This is a genomic window from Rhizobium sp. Leaf306 (genome assembly GCF_001423425.1).
Classification (GTDB): domain Bacteria; phylum Pseudomonadota; class Alphaproteobacteria; order Rhizobiales; family Rhizobiaceae; genus Neorhizobium; species Neorhizobium soli.
The window spans coordinates 760,581-777,625 of record NZ_LMNX01000001.1; the positions used below are offsets into that span (position 1 = coordinate 760,581).

General features: G+C 61.0%; 16 protein-coding genes. 3 read left to right on the forward strand and 13 right to left on the reverse strand.

Going from position 1 to position 17,045, the window contains the following annotated elements; genetic code table 11:
* Window positions 1–69: 69 nt before the first annotated feature.
* The 3 genes from zwf to edd all read left to right on the forward strand — a co-directional run bounded on the left by zwf (window position 70) and on the right by edd (window position 4,165).
* Complete coding sequence (zwf, locus tag ASG19_RS03590) at window positions 70–1,542, forward strand: glucose-6-phosphate dehydrogenase (RefSeq protein ID WP_062453773.1); 1,473 nt, start codon at window positions 70–72, stop codon at window positions 1,540–1,542.
* A 7-nt stretch (window positions 1,543–1,549) separates the two neighbouring features.
* A complete protein-coding gene (pgl, locus tag ASG19_RS03595; protein WP_062453774.1) occupies window positions 1,550–2,248 on the forward strand; it encodes a 6-phosphogluconolactonase in 699 nt (232 codons plus the stop codon).
* Window positions 2,249–2,347: 99 nt separating this feature from the next.
* A complete protein-coding gene (edd, locus tag ASG19_RS03600) occupies window positions 2,348–4,165 on the forward strand; it encodes a phosphogluconate dehydratase (protein WP_062453775.1) in 1,818 nt (605 codons plus the stop codon).
* 71 nt (window positions 4,166–4,236) lie between these two features.
* On the opposite strand, the gene ASG19_RS03605 is transcribed toward edd, so the two are convergent.
* From ASG19_RS03605 to ASG19_RS03665, 13 genes are all read right to left on the reverse strand, one after another.
* Complete coding sequence (locus ASG19_RS03605; protein ID WP_062453776.1) at window positions 4,237–4,593, reverse strand: hypothetical protein; 357 nt, start codon at window positions 4,591–4,593, stop codon at window positions 4,237–4,239.
* A gap of 183 nt (window positions 4,594–4,776) precedes the next feature.
* Window positions 4,777–5,865, reverse strand: coding sequence for a sn-glycerol-3-phosphate ABC transporter ATP-binding protein UgpC (ugpC, locus tag ASG19_RS03610; protein ID WP_062453777.1), 1,089 nt, complete (start codon window positions 5,863–5,865; stop codon window positions 4,777–4,779).
* 33 nt (window positions 5,866–5,898) lie between these two features.
* Window positions 5,899–7,566: an alpha-glucosidase family protein gene (locus ASG19_RS03615; protein WP_062453778.1), complete on the reverse strand. Its 1,668-nt coding sequence runs from the start codon at window positions 7,564–7,566 to the stop codon at window positions 5,899–5,901.
* Window positions 7,567–7,592: 26 nt separating this feature from the next.
* Window positions 7,593–8,759 carry a carbohydrate ABC transporter permease gene (locus ASG19_RS03620; RefSeq protein WP_062453779.1) on the reverse strand — a complete coding sequence of 389 codons (1,167 nt, stop codon included), beginning with the start codon at window positions 8,757–8,759 and terminating at the stop codon, window positions 7,593–7,595.
* Between the two features lies 1 nt (window position 8,760).
* A complete protein-coding gene (locus ASG19_RS03625; RefSeq protein ID WP_062453780.1) occupies window positions 8,761–9,774 on the reverse strand; it encodes a sugar ABC transporter permease in 1,014 nt (337 codons plus the stop codon).
* A gap of 153 nt (window positions 9,775–9,927) precedes the next feature.
* Entirely contained in the window at window positions 9,928–11,289 is a 1,362-nt protein-coding gene (locus ASG19_RS03630; protein ID WP_062453781.1) for an ABC transporter substrate-binding protein, read from the reverse strand.
* Between the two features lie 112 nt (window positions 11,290–11,401).
* Window positions 11,402–12,301 carry a bifunctional methylenetetrahydrofolate dehydrogenase/methenyltetrahydrofolate cyclohydrolase FolD gene (gene folD / locus ASG19_RS03635; protein ID WP_062453782.1) on the reverse strand — a complete coding sequence of 300 codons (900 nt, stop codon included), beginning with the start codon at window positions 12,299–12,301 and terminating at the stop codon, window positions 11,402–11,404.
* A gap of 129 nt (window positions 12,302–12,430) precedes the next feature.
* Window positions 12,431–14,272 carry a hypothetical protein gene (locus ASG19_RS03640; protein ID WP_062453783.1) on the reverse strand — a complete coding sequence of 614 codons (1,842 nt, stop codon included), beginning with the start codon at window positions 14,270–14,272 and terminating at the stop codon, window positions 12,431–12,433.
* An 83-nt stretch (window positions 14,273–14,355) separates the two neighbouring features.
* Window positions 14,356–14,949 carry a hypothetical protein gene (locus ASG19_RS03645; protein ID WP_062453784.1) on the reverse strand — a complete coding sequence of 198 codons (594 nt, stop codon included), beginning with the start codon at window positions 14,947–14,949 and terminating at the stop codon, window positions 14,356–14,358.
* A gap of 145 nt (window positions 14,950–15,094) precedes the next feature.
* Window positions 15,095–15,631 carry a hypothetical protein gene (locus ASG19_RS03650; RefSeq protein ID WP_062453785.1) on the reverse strand — a complete coding sequence of 179 codons (537 nt, stop codon included), beginning with the start codon at window positions 15,629–15,631 and terminating at the stop codon, window positions 15,095–15,097.
* Window positions 15,631–15,996: a hypothetical protein gene (locus ASG19_RS03655; RefSeq protein WP_062453786.1), complete on the reverse strand. Its 366-nt coding sequence runs from the start codon at window positions 15,994–15,996 to the stop codon at window positions 15,631–15,633. The genes ASG19_RS03650 and ASG19_RS03655 overlap by 1 nt, the downstream gene beginning before the upstream one ends.
* A 19-nt stretch (window positions 15,997–16,015) precedes the next feature.
* The gene (locus tag ASG19_RS03660; protein ID WP_062453787.1) at window positions 16,016–16,588 is read right to left on the reverse strand and encodes a rod-binding protein; all 573 of its coding nucleotides are present in this window, start codon (window positions 16,586–16,588) and stop codon (window positions 16,016–16,018) included.
* Window positions 16,589–16,618: 30 nt separating this feature from the next.
* Window positions 16,619–17,038: a hypothetical protein gene (locus tag ASG19_RS03665; RefSeq protein ID WP_062453788.1), complete on the reverse strand. Its 420-nt coding sequence runs from the start codon at window positions 17,036–17,038 to the stop codon at window positions 16,619–16,621.
* Window positions 17,039–17,045: the final 7 nt, after the last annotated feature.

The window sequence follows — 17,045 nt, forward strand, 5'->3', positions numbered from 1 at the left end:
TTTCGGGCTAGCGTTTTTAAATCGATTAGAATATGTGTTCCACCAACTATGCGAGATGAAAGAATAGCGATGAGCAGCCAGATCATCCCAGTCGAGCCGTTTGATTGCGTCGTTTTCGGCGGCACCGGCGACCTTGCGGAGCGCAAGCTTCTGCCGGCCCTCTACCATCGTCAGATCGAAGGCCATTTCACCGAACCAACCCGAATCATCGGCGCATCGCGCAGCGCGCTTTCGCACGACGACTACCGCAAGTTCGCCCAGGACGCTCTCAAGGAGCATCTCAAGAAGGGTGAATACGACGAGGCGGAAGTCGAGAAGTTCTGCAAGCGTCTCTATTACGTGTCCGTCGATGCGAAATCGGAAGGCGGATGGGCCGAGCTGAAGAAGCTGCTCGACGAGGGCAAGGACCGCGTCCGCGTGTTCTATCTCGCCGTCGCGCCTGGAATTTTCGGTGCCATTTCCGAAAAAATCCGCGATCACAAGATGATCACCAAGCAGACCCGTATCGTCGTCGAAAAGCCGATCGGCCGCGACCTTGCGTCAGCGCTGGCGCTCAACGACCAGATCGGCAAGGTCTTCCCGGAAGAACAGATCTTCCGCATCGACCACTACCTCGGCAAGGAAACCGTGCAGAACCTGATGGCGCTGCGGTTTGCCAACGCGCTCTATGAGCCGCTGTGGAACGCCAACCATATCGACCACGTGCAAATCACCGTTGCCGAAGCGGTGGGCCTCGAAGGCCGCGCCGGTTACTACGATACGGCGGGTGCTCTGCGCGACATGGTGCAGAACCACATCATGCAGCTCGTGTGCCTTGTGGCGATGGAAGTCCCATCGTCGATGGACCAGGAAGCCGTTCGCGACGAAAAGCTGAAAGTGCTGCGTGCGCTGAAGCCGATCAACGAATCCAACGTTCAGCAGATGACGGTGCGGGGCCAGTACCGCGCCGGCGCTTCTGCAGGCGGCGCCGTCAAGGGCTATCTGGAAGAGCTGGAAGGCGGCGTTTCCAACACCGAGACCTTCGTTGCCATCAAGGCCGAAATCGGCAACTGGCGCTGGGCCGGCGTTCCCTTCTACATCCGCACCGGCAAGCGCCTTGCCAGCCGCATGTCGGAAATCGTCATCACCTTCAAGCCGATCCCGCACAATATCTTCGATGCGAGTGCTGGCCGGATTGCAGCCAACCAGCTGATCATCCGCCTGCAGCCGGACGAAGGCGTCAAGCAGTCCCTCATGATCAAGGATCCGGGTCCGGGCGGCATGCGCCTGCGCGAAGTGTCGCTGGACATGAGCTTTGCCGCCGCCTTCAACGTGCGCAATCCGGATGCTTACGAGCGTCTGCTGATGGACACGATCCGTTCCAACCAGACGCTGTTCATGCGTCGCGACGAAGTGGAAGCCGCATGGCGTTGGGTCGACCCGATCCTCAAGGGTTGGGAAGCCGCCGGCCAGCAGGTTCAGGGCTATACGGCCGGAACCTGGGGACCGAGCCAGGCGATTGCCCTGATCGAGCGCGATGGTCGCACGTGGCACGAGACCTGAGGTAGCCATGACCTACACGACTCACGAATATTCTGACGGCGCGGCTCTGGCAGCCGCGCTTGCCGACGAGGTGGCAAGCCGCCTCGCCGCTGCGATCTACGCACGCGATTCGGCCTGCATCGCTGTTTCGGGCGGCTCCACGCCGAAGAAATTCTTCGAGGAGCTTTCGAAGCGCGAGCTTGCCTGGGACAAGGTGAAGGTGACGCTGGTCGACGAGCGCTTCGTGCCCGCCGACAACGAGCGCTCCAACCATCTCCTGGTTGCCAAGCATCTTTTGGCGAACAATGCGGCGGCAGCGACCTTCGTGCCGCTCTATTACGATGCGCCCTCGATCGAGGATGCGGCCGTGATTGCGACAAAGGCAACGGCTGCGCTCGACAAGCCGTTCGACGTCGTGATCCTCGGCATGGGCGGAGACGGGCACACGGCTTCGTTCTTCCCGCATGGCAACAATCTGGAACAGGCGCTCGACCTTACCGGTCTTTGCCGCGTCATGACGATGAAAGCGGAAGGGGCCGGCGAAGAGCGGTTGACCTTCTCCTTCTCCAGCCTTTCAGATGCCCGCTTTCTGGCGCTGCATATAGAGGGACAGGGCAAGAAGGACGTGCTGGAAAAGGCGATCGCCGGATCCGACGAGACCGAAATGCCGGTCCGTGCGGTCTTGAACCGTGCCGCCTCGCCACTCGACATCTACTGGGCGCCGTAACACGCGTCTTACCTGGCGGCTCCTTTTGAGGGGTCGGAGCAGTAACACCAGCGATCCCGGCACTCTCCCAGACCGGGATCGACCCAAGGAGGATGAACCATGGGCGCCCATTCCGGCATCGAGGCGATCACCGCCCGCATCGTCGAACGATCGAAACCGCATCGTGAGGCCTATATCGACCGGGTGCGCCGCGCCGCATCGCGCGGGCCACATCGCACCACCCTGTCCTGCGGTAACCTTGCACACGGCTTCGCGGTCTGTTCCCCCGCCGAGAAGGACGCGCTCGCTGGCGACGTCGTTCCGAACCTCGGCATCATCACCTCCTATAACGACATGCTCTCGGCTCACCAGCCCTACGAGACCTTCCCCGCGATCATCCGCGAGGCGGCACGCGCAGCCGGCGGCATCGCCCAGGTCGCCGGCGGCGTTCCAGCCATGTGCGACGGCGTCACGCAGGGGCAGCCGGGCATGGAGCTTTCGCTGTTTTCGCGCGATGCGATTGCCATGTCGGCCGGTATCGGCCTGTCGCACAACATGTTCGACGCGGCCGTCTATCTCGGCATCTGCGACAAGATCGTGCCGGGCCTGGTGATCGCGGCTCTGTCCTTCGGACATCTGCCGGCGGTGTTCATTCCGGCCGGACCGATGACGACGGGACTGCCCAACGACGAGAAGTCGCGCATTCGCCAGCTCTACGCAGAAGGCAAGGTCGGCCGCGCCGAGCTGCTGGAAGCGGAGTCCAAATCCTATCACGGCCCGGGCACCTGCACGTTCTACGGCACGGCCAACTCGAACCAGATGCTGATGGAAATCATGGGCTTCCATATGCCCGGCGCCTCCTTTGTCAATCCGGGCACGCCGCTTCGCGAAGCGCTGACGCGCGAAGCCGTCAAGCGGGCGCTTGCCATCACCGCGCTCGGCAACGAGTTCACGCCGGCGGGCGAGATGATCGACGAACGCTCGATCGTCAACGGCGTCGTCGGCCTGCATGCGACCGGCGGCTCCACGAACCACACGATGCATATCGTTGCGATGGCGCGTGCCGCCGGCATCCACCTGACCTGGGAAGACATTTCGGAACTGTCCGACATCGTTCCGCTGCTGGCTCGCGTCTATCCGAACGGCCTTGCCGACGTGAACCATTTTCACGCAGCCGGCGGCATGGGTTTCCTCATCCGCGAGCTTTTGAAGACCGGCATGGTGCATGACGACGTGCGCACCGTGTTCGGCCACGGGCTCGAGGCCTATACGGTGGAAGCCAAGCTCGACGAAAAGGGCCTCGTGGCGCGCCATACGGTGCCGCAGACAAGTGGCGACCCGAAGGTTCTGGCGCAGATCGAAACGCCGTTCCAGCCGACCGGCGGCCTGAAGATGCTGACCGGCAATATCGGCAAGGGCGTCATCAAGATTTCGGCCGTGAAGCCGGAGCGACATATCATCGAGGCGCCGGCCATCGTGTTCCACGACCAGCAGGAACTGCAGGACGCGTTCAAGCGTGGCGACCTGAATCGCGACTTCATTGCCGTCGTGCGCTTCCAGGGACCGCAGGCGAACGGCATGCCGGAGTTGCACCGTCTGACGCCTCCGCTCGGCGTGCTGCAGGACCGCGGCTTCAAAGTGGCGCTTCTCACCGACGGGCGCATGTCCGGCGCATCGGGCAAGGTACCGGCCGCCATTCACATGACGCCTGAAGCCTGCGATGGCGGGGCGATCGCCAAGATCCAAAACGGCGACATGATCCGTCTCGACGCTGTTGCCGGAACGCTTGAGGTTCTGGTGGACGCCGCCGAATTCGAGGCGCGCCTGCCTGCCAAGGCGGACCTTTCTGAAAACGAATTCGGCATGGGCCGCGAACTCTTCGCCGCCTTCCGCCGCAACGTCGGCCGCGCCGAGCACGGCGCCAGCGTGTTTTCCTGAAATAACAAAGGGCGGCCTTGAGCCGCCCCTTCAATAACTCCGACAGTGCCCACGGTCCTTGGACAGGTGGCTTACCAGGCCCGGATATCGATCGTCATGTCGCGGTGGTTCGGATGTGTCGAGAAGACGAAGATGCGGTTCATTTCCTTCTTCGTCAGCATCTTTAGAAAGCGAACCTGAATGGTGTTGTTGGTGTTGACCCGCATCAGGATGCAGCCGACCTTGGAGATGCGGGCGTCCGGGATGTCGAGATAAAATTGCTTGGGCAGGTGGTACTGGGTGATGATGCCGAGAACCGCTTCGGTTTCGGATATCTGCAGAACGTCGCAGCGGCGCTGCGCCATGTTCATCACGCCGTTTTCGGTATACTCGATGCGGGCTGCGTTCATCGTGTCATGCATCTGGAACCGCGCTTCGCGGTCATACATGAACGACTCTTCCTTATTCAGAAAATGGCTTTTTCCAATGGGGGCCGCGGTCACGACAGTGTCTCCTATTCCAATGTCAAAAGAGTAGGGCCTGAAGTTTAACAGAGCGTTGGAATTTCATATGCGGCCCGAATCGGAGCACTAGTCACAAAATTCCGGTAAATGTAAAGTTATCCCGATCCGTCAGCGGCGATAGGTCTGGCCGTCCGCGTCGAAGAGATGCAGCTTCTGCGGATCGGCTGAAAAACGCATCGTGTCGCCTCTTTTCACGTCGATGATCCCAGGCAGTTTGGCGATGATCGGCTCCTTGGCCGACAAGCCTTCGATGTAGAGGAGCGTCACCTCCCCGAGCGCCTCGACGATGGAGACCTTGCCTTCGAAGAGATAATCCTCGCCGGTCGCGATGGTCAGATCTTCGGGCCGGACGCCGAAGCTTGCGCTCTTGCCGTTCGCGCCGGTTTCGGTCGAGATCGGTACGATGACCGACTTTCCGTCGACAAGCGAAACGGTGGTCACAGCGCCGGTTTCGTTGACCGTGACGGGCATGATGTTCATCGCCGGCGAGCCGATGAAGCGCGCGACAAAGAGGTTTTTGGGGCGCTCATAGAGTTCGAGCGGTGGCCCGACCTGTTCAATGCGGCCGGCCGAGAGGACCACGATCCGGTCGGCGAGCGTCATCGCCTCCACCTGATCGTGGGTGACGTAGATCATCGTCGTGTCCGGCATCTGCTCCTTGAGGCGGGCAATCTCGATGCGGGTCGCGACGCGGAGAGCTGCGTCGAGGTTGGACAGTGGCTCATCGAACAGAAAGACTTTCGGGTCACGGCAGATCGCCCGGCCAATCGCCACGCGCTGGCGCTGGCCGCCCGAGAGCGCTTTCGGCAGGCGGTCGAGATAGGGCGTCAGTTGAAGGATATCGGCGGCCGCACGGACCCGTCGGTCAATCTCCTCCTTGCTTTCCTTGGCGATCCGCATGCCGAAGGCCATGTTGTCGTAGACGGTCATATGTGGATAGAGCGCATAGGACTGGAACACCATGGCGATGCCGCGGCGCGAAGGCGGAACGTCGTTGACCACCTGACCATCGATCAGCATCTCGCCGCCGGTGATCGTCTCGAGCCCGGAGATCATCCGCAGCAGCGTGGACTTGCCGCAGCCGGACGGGCCGACAAACACCACGAACTCGCCCTGCGCAATGTCCAGGTCGATGCCGTGCAGCACCTTCACCTGGCCATAGGACTTGCGGATATCCTTCAGTACGACACCGGTCATGACGTGGTCCTCCCCGTTACCCTTTGTTGTCTCTTACGTGTGGCGAGCGAAATACGCCCCCCAAGGTGGCAGCTCGACACGATTGCCTTCGACACGGCTGTCAAAACCGTGGCCAACGAGCATGTCCCACTGACCGATCGGCAGGTCGGTCGCGACCTCGCCCGCACTCATGTTGAACAGGCAGACCAGCGTCTCATTGCCGTATTGGCGTTTGTAGCCCAGCACCGTGTCATCGACCGGAAGAGACATGAACTGCCCCTTGCTCAGGGCCGGATGCAGTTTGCGGAAGGCGAGAAAGCGGCGGTATTGCTCCAGCACCGAAGCCGGATCGCCATACTGGGCGCCGACGGCTTTCAGCTGGTGTTCGACCGGGATCGGCAACCATGTCTTTTCGGCCGTCGAAAAGCCGGCCTGAAGCGCTTGGGCATCCCAGACCATCGGCGTGCGGCAGCCGTCGCGGCCCTTGAATTCCGGCCAGAACTGAATGCCGTAGGGATCGCGCAGGTCGGCATAGGCGATATCGGCCTCGGTCAGGCCCAGCTCCTCGCCCTGATAGATGCAGACCGAGCCGCGCTGGGTCAAAAGAATGGCCGAGAGCATTTTTGCGTAGGCTTCACGGTCGAGCACGTCCATGCCCCAGCGGCTGACATGGCGCACGACGTCGTGGTTGGAAAAGGCCCAGCATGCCCAGCCCTCAGGCGCGGCCTCGGAAAAGGCGGTCTGCACTTCGGCAACGCGGGCGGGCGTCAGAGCGTCGGGCGCCAGGAATTCGAAGGCGTAGCACATCTGCATCTTGTCATCTCCGGACGTGTATTCGCCGACGATTTCCAATCCGCGCTGACTGTCGCCCACTTCGCCGACGGCAGCGATTGCCGGGAATTCGTCGAGAACGGCGCGGAAGCGCTTCAGGAACGCAATATTTTCCGGCCGGTTCTTGTCGTAGATATGTTCCTGGAAATTGTAGGGGTTCACGGCGGGCGCCGTCGACGCGTTGCGGCGCGAGGGATCGAGCGCCGGATTGTCGCGCAATTGCTTGTCGTGGAAGTAGAAGTTGATCGTATCGAGGCGGAAACCATCGACGCCGCGGTTCAGCCAGAAGCGCGTCATGTCCAGCAACGCATCCTGAACCTCGGCATTGTGCAGGTTGAGGTCCGGCTGCGAGGTGAGGAAGTTGTGCATGTAATATTGCATGCGGGTCGGATCCCAGTGCCAGGCCGAACCGCCGAAGATGGACAGCCAGTTGCTGGGCGGCGTGCCGTCGGGCTTGGCGTCTGCCCAGACATACCAGTCGGCCTTGGGATTGTAGCGCGAGGAACGGCTTTCGATGAACCACGAATGCTGATCCGACGAATGCGACATAACGAGATCGATCATCACCTTGAGGCCAAGGCGATGGGCTTCCGCGATCAGGCCATCGAAATCCGAAAGCGTACCGAACATCGGATCGACATCGGAATAATTGGAGACGTCATAGCCGAAGTCCTTCATCGGCGACGGAAAGAACGGCGAGATCCAGATGGCGTCGGCGCCGAGCGCTGCGATATGCGGCAGGCGCGCGGAAATGCCCTTCAGGTCACCGATGCCGTCGCCGTTGCTGTCCTGGAACGAGCGGGGATAGATCTGGTAAATGACGGCGCCACGCCACCAGTCCCGATCCTTTGCTGCGTCCGTTGCTCCGGAGACTTCCGCCGAACTTGTCATCCACTATCCCTGTTGGTTCACAGACATCATCCGCCCTTGACCGACCCGGCGAGCAGGCCGCGGACGAGGTATCGCTGCAGTGCAAAAAAAACGATAATCGGGACGATGATGGTTATGAAGGCCGAAGCGGTGAGAATTTCCCATTTGCCGCCCATCGACCCCAACAGCGCGTTGAGAGAGCCGGTCAGGACCAGTTGATCCTTGCCGGTACCGAGAAATACCATGGCGACGAGAAGGTCGTTCCACGTCCACAGGAACTGGAAGATCGAGAAGGAGGCGAGTGCCGGAAACGACAGCGGAAGGACGATCTTGACGAAGATCTCGAAATCGCTGGCGCCATCGACACGGGCGGATTCGATGATCTCCTTGGGCAGACCTGCAATGTAGTTTCGCAGGAGATAGATCGCGAGCGGCATGCCGAAGGCCGCATGCGCAAGCCATATCCCGACATAGGAGCGCGACGACACGCCGAACAGGTTGCCGATGTCGTTATAGAGCGTCAGCAACGGGATCAACGTCATTTGCAGCGGCACGACGATCAGCCCGACCACGAGCGCGATGATCAGCGACCGGCCGGGAAACTGCATCCAGGACAGGGCATAGGCTGCGAAGGCTGCGATCAGGATCGGGATGATGGTGGCGGGTATTGCGACCGTCAGCGAATTGATAAAGGACTGGCCGATGCCGGCGGACGTCAGTACCGTGCGGTAATTGTTAAGGGTAAAGTTCGGCGGCTGGGTGATCGAGAGATAGATGCGCTTGCCGCGCTTGTCGTCGAATGGGCCGCTCTTCACGTAGGAATAGCTGCCATCCGTGTTGACGGTGAGCTTCTCGCCGTCTCCCAGATCCGCTTCCTTGCCGGCCTCGAATTCTGTCGGTGCAGCGACCCTGGTGCCGAAGGCGACGACGCTGCCGCTCTTGACGTCGCCGCCATCGAAGACGGAGCCTGAAATGATGTAGTTAGGGCCGTCCTGCCTGGCGCTTGCGGGATCGCCGAGGCGTGCCGCGCTGGTTTCGGCGGCACCCGTCAGCGCCGTCCACCAGCCCGAGGAGGTGATCTGGCCGGCATCGCGGAACGAGGTGACGAGAATGCCGAGCGTCGGGATCAGCCAGATGATGCAGATCACCAGAACCGAGGCATGCAGGATCAGTCTTGGAACGCCGATGCGGCGAAGGCTTGCGGCAGCGCTCATCTCAATGGTCTCCCATGTCGCGGTTCGCCTGACGGATGTTCCAGATCATGATCGGCGTCACTGCCGCCATGATCACCAGCGCGATGACGGCACTTCGGCCGCTGTCGCCGCCGCCGCGGAACATCCAGTCGAACATCAGGTTGGCAAGCACCATCGTGTTCCACTGGCCATTGGTCATGGTCAGAACGATGTCGAACACCTTGAGAACGAGAATAGTGATCGTGGTCCAGACCACAGCGATCGTGCCCCAGATCTGCGGCACCATGATTTTCCAGAAGATCTGCCAGCCATTGGCGCCATCGATGACGGCTGCCTCGACGGTTTCCTCAGGAATCCCGCGTAGCGCTGCCGACAGGATGACCATCGCAAAACCGGTCTGGATCCAGATCAGGATCGCCATCAGAAAGAAGTTGTTCCAGAAGGGCAGCGAGATCCACACCTGCGGATCGCCGCCGATTGCCCGGACGATCGCGTTCAAGAGGCCGATCTGCGTTTCGTTGCCGCCACGGAATTCGTAGATGAATTTCCAGATCACCGAAGCGCCGACGAACGAGATCGCCATCGGCATGAAGATCAGGCTCTTGGCGAGATTTCCCCACCAGATACGGTCTGTGAGCACCGCGATGACCAGGCCGAGGAAGGTGCAGGCTGCCGGCACGACGGCGAGCCAGAGGATGTTGTTGAAGATCGACTGGCGGAACTGCGCGTCGAAGAAGGCCCAGCGGTAATTGGCAAAGCCGACGAAATTGCCGCCGGAACGATCGTAGAAGGACAGGATGAAGGTCGCGATGACGGGATAGACCAGATAGACCGCGAGCAGCAGGAGTGCGGGTCCGAGAAATAGCCAGGGGCGGATCGTGGCTCTACGGTTGAGATTGGCCGAGGCCTTGCGGGCATCGCCTTCCGGCACCGGAAGTGCCGCTGATAGCAGCTTGTCGGAAAGCCAGTAGTAGAGCGCGCAGGCAAAAACGCCGGCAACGACGACACCCATGGCAGATGCAATCTGAGCTAACATAGGCCCTCCCCCTTTTCTGCAGTGCTAAGCAGGTCTTCCGTCGTCATATCCGGGAAATGCCAACCCTGGAAATGCCCCTCGCCCCCGCATCCACCCTTCTCCCCGTGGTCGAGGGAGAAGAGCAGTCGCGAGCACAGCCTTCGACGCGAATGACTATTTAAGGCCGTCCCAGGCCTTCTGGATATCGCCGCCCACAGCCTTTGCATCCTTGCCGCCGACATAGTCGATCATGCCGGTCCAGAAGGCGCCGGCACCGATCTTGCCGGGCATCATGTCGGATGCATCGAAGCGGAAGGTGGTGGCGGTGGTCAGCAGTTCGCCCTGCTTGCGCAGTGTGTCGTTGGCATAGGCTTCCGTCTTGGCGCCCTTGAACGGCGTGAGGAAGGAGGCTTGCGCCATCCAGACTTCATGGGCGATCGGCGTCTTCAGGAATTCGATGAAGGCCTTTGCCGCAGGCGAATCCTTGGTGATGGCAAACATCGTGCCGGCACCGAGGACCGGGGTGCCGAGTTCAGGCTTGGAGGCATAGGTCGGCAGGTAGAAGAAGTCCGCATCGACGCCCAGTTCCTTGTCCGCAGGGAAGAAGGATGGCACGAAGGAGGCCTGGTGATGCATGTAGCACTTCGGCGGGATGTCGAAGAGGCCCTTCGGGCTGTCGCGGAAGTCGGTCGAGGCGACCGCTGCAACGCCGCCCGCGACGTATTTGTCATTGCGGGCGAACTTGCCGAATTCCTCGATGGCGCCAACCACTGCCGGATCGTCGAACTTGATCTCGTTCGACACCCACTTGTCGTAGGTTTCAGCCGACGACGTCCGCAGCATCATGTCCTCGACCCAGTCAGTCGCAGGCCAGCCGGTGGCACCGCCCGATCCGAGACCGATGCACCACGGCACGCCGCCATCCTGGACGATCTGGTCGGAGAGCTTGATCAGGTCTTCCATCGTCTTTGGGACTTCGTAACCGGCTTCCTCGAAATTCTCCGGCACGAACCACACGAGCGATTTCAGGTCGGCCTTGAACGGGAAGCCGAAATAGGCCTCTTTGCCGTCCTTGCCCTTGTAGGTGCCGTAGCGGATCCAGTCCTCGCCGGAGCCGTAATTGGTCTTGATCCAGTCGGCATTTTCCTGGCCGAGCGGCGTCAGAAAGCCCTTGGTCGCGAGATCGGCCAGAAGACCCGGCTGCGGGATGATGGCAATGTTGGGCGGCGAGCCGGCCTGGGTATCGATGACGATCTGCTGCTCGTAGTTCTCGGACGACGAGTATTTACCGTTCGCACCCGTCGCGGCATTGAAATAGGCGAGCACGCTGTTGAACAGCACCTCGTCCTCGCCACGCCAGGGACCGAACAGGGTCAGGCTCTGGCCCTTCAGGTCACCATGCGCGGATTTGAAATCCTCGTAGCTTTTCCAGTTGAACTTGGCATCTTCGCCGGGCGCGAACTTCAGTTCCTGCGCACCTGCGGCACCAGCCAGCAATGCGACGAAAGCCGTGCCGATCCAAAACGATTTCTTCATCAAAATATCCTCCCCTTTGAAGCGTAATCTACAGGGGGATTTAAGGCAGAGCCAGAGGTTTCAAGGGCGCCAGTGCAAGCAAAACGCCTTGAATGTGATGAATGGTCCGAAATCAGAACTTTGGCGCAGGCAGCCCGGCGGCGCGATGGGCGGCGATTACGGTGTTGGCCATCAGCATGGCGATGGTCATCGGACCGACGCCGCCTGGAACCGGCGTGATGGCTGCGGCGACCTCTGAGGCCTCGTCAAAAGCAACGTCGCCGACGAGACGGGTCTTGCCCTCGCCCTTTTCCGGTGCCGGCACCCGGTTGATGCCGACATCGATCACGGTCGCGCCGGGCTTGACCCAATCCGCCTTGACCATTTCGGGCCGACCGACGGCGGCAACCAGGATATCGGCGTTGCGGCAGACGGCGGCGAGATCCTTCGTCTTCGAATGCGCCATGGTGACGGTGGCGTTTGCGGCCAGAAGCAACAGGCCCATCGGCTTGCCGAACAGGTTGGACCGGCCGATGACCACGGCGTTCAACCAGGACAGGTCTTCGCCATGGATGCGCTTGACCAGCAGCATGGAGCCGGCCGGCGTGCAGGAGATCATGCCTGTCGTCAGGTCACCGGTGGCGATCTTGCCGGCATTGGCGATGTTGAGGCCGTCGACATCCTTTTCCGGCAGGATGGACTGGATCACCGGCTCCTGATCGAGATGTCTCGGAAGCGGCAGCTGGACGAGAATGCCATGGATCGCCGGATCGGCGTTGAGCGTATCGACGAGAGACTGAAGCGCCTCCTGCGTCGTCTCTTCCGGCAACGTGTGCTGGATCGAGTTGAAGCCGCACTGCTTCGCCATCCGGCTCTTGGAGCTGACATAGGCGTGGCTGGCCGGATCGTTGCCGACGATGACGACTGCGAGGCCGGGCTTTGCGCCGCCGGCCCGTTCGAGACTTTCCGCTGCCTCCGTGACTGCCGAAATGACCGATGCTGCCGCCTGCTTGCCGTCGATTACCGTGACCACGTGCCATCTCCCGTTGACCGAACAGATCTAAGCCGGAGGCTACTGCCCGAACTAGCTCACCTGCGCCTAATGCTGTCGGGAGCAAACAAAAGCAAGGTCAAATCTTGATCCGGGTGACCCGTGCCTGCCCTATCGTCCCGACGCGGTGCGCAGTTCGGAATAGCTCTGCACGCGGTCGCGCAGTTCTATCATTTCCTGTCGCAGAAGCTGCAATTCCTCGATCGCCCGGCGATCCTCATGCGAGAGTTCGGAATAGGCAAGCTCTTCCTCCCGCATCGCATGCCGGTGCGGATCCGAAATTGCGACCGCGAGAAGCGGTGGAACGGCGGCCTGATCGTAGGGCTGTCTGTTTGCCATCAGCAGTTCGCGAAGCTGTGCGGACAGCGGCAGGCCATTGGCGGCCTCGCGCTCCTCCATTTCGTGTCTGTAATCCTCGGACACGGCATCGGTCTCGACGTCCTGCGCCCAGGCGTCGGAGCCCGCACCGTGGTCATATTCGTAGGCGGCTGCGATCTCTTCGGAATCATCGGTAAGATCCAGATCGGCGGCCCAACGCGCATCCATCGGCAGCGCGGCGATGTCCTCGACATCGTCCCGCAGGATCGGATCGGCCTCGTCGTGCTCAATATCGACGTGCGCGACCTGCGGCTCCGGCGACGAACGGCGTCCCATCAATATTGCGCCGGCAGCGCCGAGAAGCAGGCCAGCCATGCCGCCGAGCCCGCTCAGCGCGTACCAGGGCAGGCCGAGCCAGACGGTCGCTGGTGCTTCGTTGGGGGTGACGGTCAGAGGCTTTGAGATCTGTACCCTCGGGGCGGCGACCAGCTTGGTAGACTCGGGGCTGTTGAACCGGCCGCGTGAGTAATTGTCGCGCGCTTCCGCAACGGCCGTTTCCAGCCCCGAGAGCGCTGCGATCTCGTCAGACACCGTCTTGTCTGCGGAAAGCTGTTCCAGCTTGACGCGGAGTTCCGCAAGCTGCGCGGCGGCATGCACCTGCTGGCTGTTCAACGACTTCACCAGTTGCCTCAACGCGTCCTGGATCGAGAGGCGCGCCTGCGCAAGCACTGCTTTGGCTGCCTGGAAACGCGGATGAAGCGGGCCGAGATCGCTCGAGAGCTGATCGACGGCAAGCTGTGCTTCCACATGCCGCTGGCGCTGATATTCGAGGCCGGTATAGTCCAGACTGTCCGGCAAAGGCTTGTTCAGAACGTCGGCGACCTTCATGGCGGAGGCCTGGCTCAGCCTGTCTTTCAGATCGACGAGATCGCTCTCGGCCCGCTCGACATCGCGGCTCAGGTCGCGCATTTCGGAGGCCCGGCTTTTCAGTTCGGCAACCTTGTCCTTGCCGGTTCGGCTGACAAACCCTGAAAGCGCCGCTTCTGCGCGGCCCAGCGTGTCGCGAAGGGCTTCGACGGCTGGGTCGCGGCCATCGAAGGCGCCGACAGACAGGGCTGTCGGCACAGCATTGCCCAGCATGCCGACGATCTGGCGGGCCTCTTCAGGCTTTCCGGCCGTCGCCGCAATGCGCAGATCCGTGCTGCTGCGGTCGTATGAAATGGTGATTGCGCGGGTCAGGCGGTCGCGCAGACCCGCTTCGTCCTGCAGGGTCGTCGTCCCGGTGCCGGACAGGATTTCGTAGAGAAGGCCGGTCACGCTCTGGGGTTCGGTCGCAAAACTGCTGTCCTTGCCAAGGTTCAGGGCATGGATGAGATTGTCGATCGTGGTTCTGGCGAGAAGCTGCCCCGTCGCAGCAGATACGGTCTGCTCACTGACTGCCCCGACCTTCAGCTGCGTCTGGGCGGTAAACGTCGCCTCGCCGCTGCCAAGGAGGACGAGCGGCGCCACGCCTCCGAGGGCCGTCATCAGACCGATCCCGAGCAGCGCGGACGGGAGTGCACGCCGCGCCGGAAGGTTGTCCCGGGCGCTATCCTCGAGCAGGCTGTCGGGCTTTTCGATCTCAGAATTATCCATGGAAAGACCGTCTTGTTTCGCGGGCAGCACCGAAGCGCTCCGATTTTCTTAAGACAGTCTAAATTTCCATGGCAAAGAAAGCGTTAACGACGCGAAACCTGACCCGGCAGACGGAAGAGATCATCGTTTGCGGCAATCGTCAGAGCTGCGGAGGCAATGGCCGGCAGATGGACGAGGCGATCGAGATCCTGTGGACGGCGAAGATCGGCGATCACGAGATCAAAGCCGCCTTCCAGAACCGACGACGGATCGACAGTCTCGAAACGGTGCCAGGGCGCATGGCGGGAGAACGCGGTGCGCAGTGGCTTGAGAACCGCCACGTCGTTGCCAACCAGGCCGATGCGGCGGTTCTTCTCGGAAAATGTCAGGAACGCCGGGACGAAGGCCGAGGCGGTGAAGCGGTCACGCAGGCCGGGGCCGAACAGGCGTGCCGATATGCCGGCCAGACGTACGCTGCCGCGAACGAGAAGCCGCGCGCGCGCAACGCTCTCACCCGTTTCTGAAAGGGTCCGATATTCGACGAGACCGCGTGAAAACGTTATGGTCGACGATGGATGTGGATCGTTGAGCATGGCCTCCGCACGCTCGAATGCGGCAGTCCAGCTCAGCTCTTCGATGCCGTTGCCCAGACCGTGCGGGACTGCCTTGAAGGCGTTGATGTGTACCGAGGCGTTCACGTGTGCTCTCCGCTCGAAAATCCAGTCGTCCTGGAGCCTAGCGGAAAGCGCTGAATCGGCTTTGAAGCCAACCGTTAAAATGCGAGTGATGTGTCGAAAAGACATGGCCGTTGAAGCGGCATGCCTGATCCGGAGCGACGGATGCTTAGTGCGCCGGAGCTGCCGCCGGTGCCTCGACCTTGACGCCCTCGACGATTTTCTGGGCCGGAATGGGGTTGCTGCCGCGTCTTGCCGTGTTCGTGTCGATCGTCTCCTTCGACATGTAGTCGAGCTGTTCGATCAACACGTTGGCGACGACCGTATCGCCGAGCTTGGCGTTGATGCCGTCCTTGATCTTCGTGCGGAAGCTTTCCGGATCGAAGGTGCCGATGCTTTTCAGGTCGATCATCTTTTCGCCCATCAGAAGCGAGAACAGTTGGTCCGTCAGAACGACTTCCATCGGAAGCTGAACGTGCTTGGACTTCATGCTGTCGACCGAAAGCGAGATCCGGCCGAGGAAATAGCCCTGAACCGTACCATTGTTGACGACCGGCAGGCTGACCGGGTTGCCTCGCACGATCGTGGTCACGACCGCGGCTTCCGCCTCGGTCGCCACGGGCGCCTTCGACATCTGCGCAGAGACATACACGCCACCGATCGTGGCGATGCAGACCCAGAGCCCGATCAGCAGAACCTTGATCATCAGGACGTGCCGAACCGGAACTGATGTTCCGAATAGGTGCCGTCGGCGTCCATGTCCTTGACGGCGTTCTTGAGGATGTCGGCAACGGCGCGGACGGCCTCGAGATGCGCTTCGACGCGCTGGGCGTTGAGCTTCAGCTTCTTCTTCAGGCCCTGCAACTGACCAAGATAAGGTGCCGACGTTTCCTTGACGTCCGGCCCGCGGAACAGGGTCGTCAGTTCATAGAGGCAGCGGCTCTTGTGGGCGTTCGACACTTTGAGGTCGAAGCCGGAGTCGCGGCCGATCCGATCATTCTCGTTATCGATGATCATCTCAAGACGGGAGAGCACGGTCTTGATGCGGTAGTCAGTGGAAACGACGTCCATATCAACCTTCTAATGTTAATTAATTTGATTTCTTGGCTGCGCCGGCGTTTTCCGACGGAGACAGGATCTGCCGCTGGAAATCAGTGATCATGCCCACCGCCATCTGGCGATCGCCTTCATCGGTCTTGGCATTCGGTGCCGTGCCACGTGCATGCTGAACCGACTGCGAGAATAGTTTTTCGGCAATACCGAAACCGCCCTGCTTGGAGACGGCATCAGCAATCTGTTCCGCCATCATGCCTTTCCAGAAATCGCCGGCGGAACCCTTGCCGAAGACTTCTTCGCTCTCGGATGGAAGCATGTTCTGGATAAACGTGGAGGCAACGCTTGCCTCGAACTTCCGGTAGGTCTCCGGAATATCCTTGTGGCGCGAAACACGGACGTTTTCGACCGTGGCTTCGGACCCGGCGGACTCTGCGGACTTGGCAGTCTGGCTTACGGCCTGGGCGAAACCCACACCGTTGGAGGCCAGCATGACCGATTGCGCCGTTGCTTCGTTTGCCTTCAGCTTTTCACGTGCGGCCTGAAGCAGGCCCGGATCTGCGGCCTGGACAACATCCAGGACAAGATCGCTCGGGGGGGAAATAGCCAATTCCAGTTCCTCATTATTTAGCGAACTGGATCATCCCTTATCAAGCTTGCTGGAAGCTGGTGTGGAGACCATCAGGCCGAGATCAACGAGATCGTACATGCGCTCGTCCTCGGCAAGCCGGCCTTCCAGCTCCTTTGCGTCGCCCATGCGCTCCTCGAGCCTATCGCCCTTGGTCTTTTCGCGCAGGACCCGCTGTTCCTGCGCCTTCTGCTGGGCAACGATCTGCTGGCTTCGCGAAAACAGGCGCGTCAGCCGGTCGGCGTAATTCTTGGAGAACTGCTGGTGTACGGGATCGGTCGAGGACAGCGCATCAACAGTCGTGTCGATGGATTGATCGATTTCCGCCTTGCGCTGCACCGTGGTGCTGAGCTCGAACTCGGCGAGCTTTTCAAGCTGGCGCTGGACATCGACCAGACGCCGCAACTTGTCGGATTTCTTGTTGCCTGCCACGCGCGTC

What these genes read in the sequence shown, in the direction of transcription:
- zwf (WP_062453773.1), top strand. Translation starts at nt 70, where the DNA reads ATGAGCAGCCAGATCATCCCAGTCGAGCCGTTTGATTGCGTCGTTTTC.
- pgl (WP_062453774.1), top strand. Translation starts at nt 1,550, where the DNA reads ATGACCTACACGACTCACGAATATTCTGACGGCGCGGCTCTGGCAGCC.
- edd (WP_062453775.1), top strand. Translation starts at nt 2,348, where the DNA reads ATGGGCGCCCATTCCGGCATCGAGGCGATCACCGCCCGCATCGTCGAA.
- ASG19_RS03605 (WP_062453776.1), bottom strand. Translation starts at nt 4,593, where the DNA reads ATGTATGACCGCGAAGCGCGGTTCCAGATGCATGACACGATGAACGCA.
- ugpC (WP_062453777.1), bottom strand. Translation starts at nt 5,865, where the DNA reads ATGACCGGTGTCGTACTGAAGGATATCCGCAAGTCCTATGGCCAGGTG.
- ASG19_RS03615 (WP_062453778.1), bottom strand. Translation starts at nt 7,566, where the DNA reads ATGACAAGTTCGGCGGAAGTCTCCGGAGCAACGGACGCAGCAAAGGAT.
- ASG19_RS03620 (WP_062453779.1), bottom strand. Translation starts at nt 8,759, where the DNA reads ATGAGCGCTGCCGCAAGCCTTCGCCGCATCGGCGTTCCAAGACTGATC.
- ASG19_RS03625 (WP_062453780.1), bottom strand. Translation starts at nt 9,774, where the DNA reads ATGTTAGCTCAGATTGCATCTGCCATGGGTGTCGTCGTTGCCGGCGTT.
- ASG19_RS03630 (WP_062453781.1), bottom strand. Translation starts at nt 11,289, where the DNA reads ATGAAGAAATCGTTTTGGATCGGCACGGCTTTCGTCGCATTGCTGGCT.
- ASG19_RS03640 (WP_062453783.1), bottom strand. Translation starts at nt 14,272, where the DNA reads ATGGATAATTCTGAGATCGAAAAGCCCGACAGCCTGCTCGAGGATAGC.
- ASG19_RS03650 (WP_062453785.1), bottom strand. Translation starts at nt 15,631, where the DNA reads ATGATCAAGGTTCTGCTGATCGGGCTCTGGGTCTGCATCGCCACGATC.
- ASG19_RS03655 (WP_062453786.1), bottom strand. Translation starts at nt 15,996, where the DNA reads ATGGACGTCGTTTCCACTGACTACCGCATCAAGACCGTGCTCTCCCGT.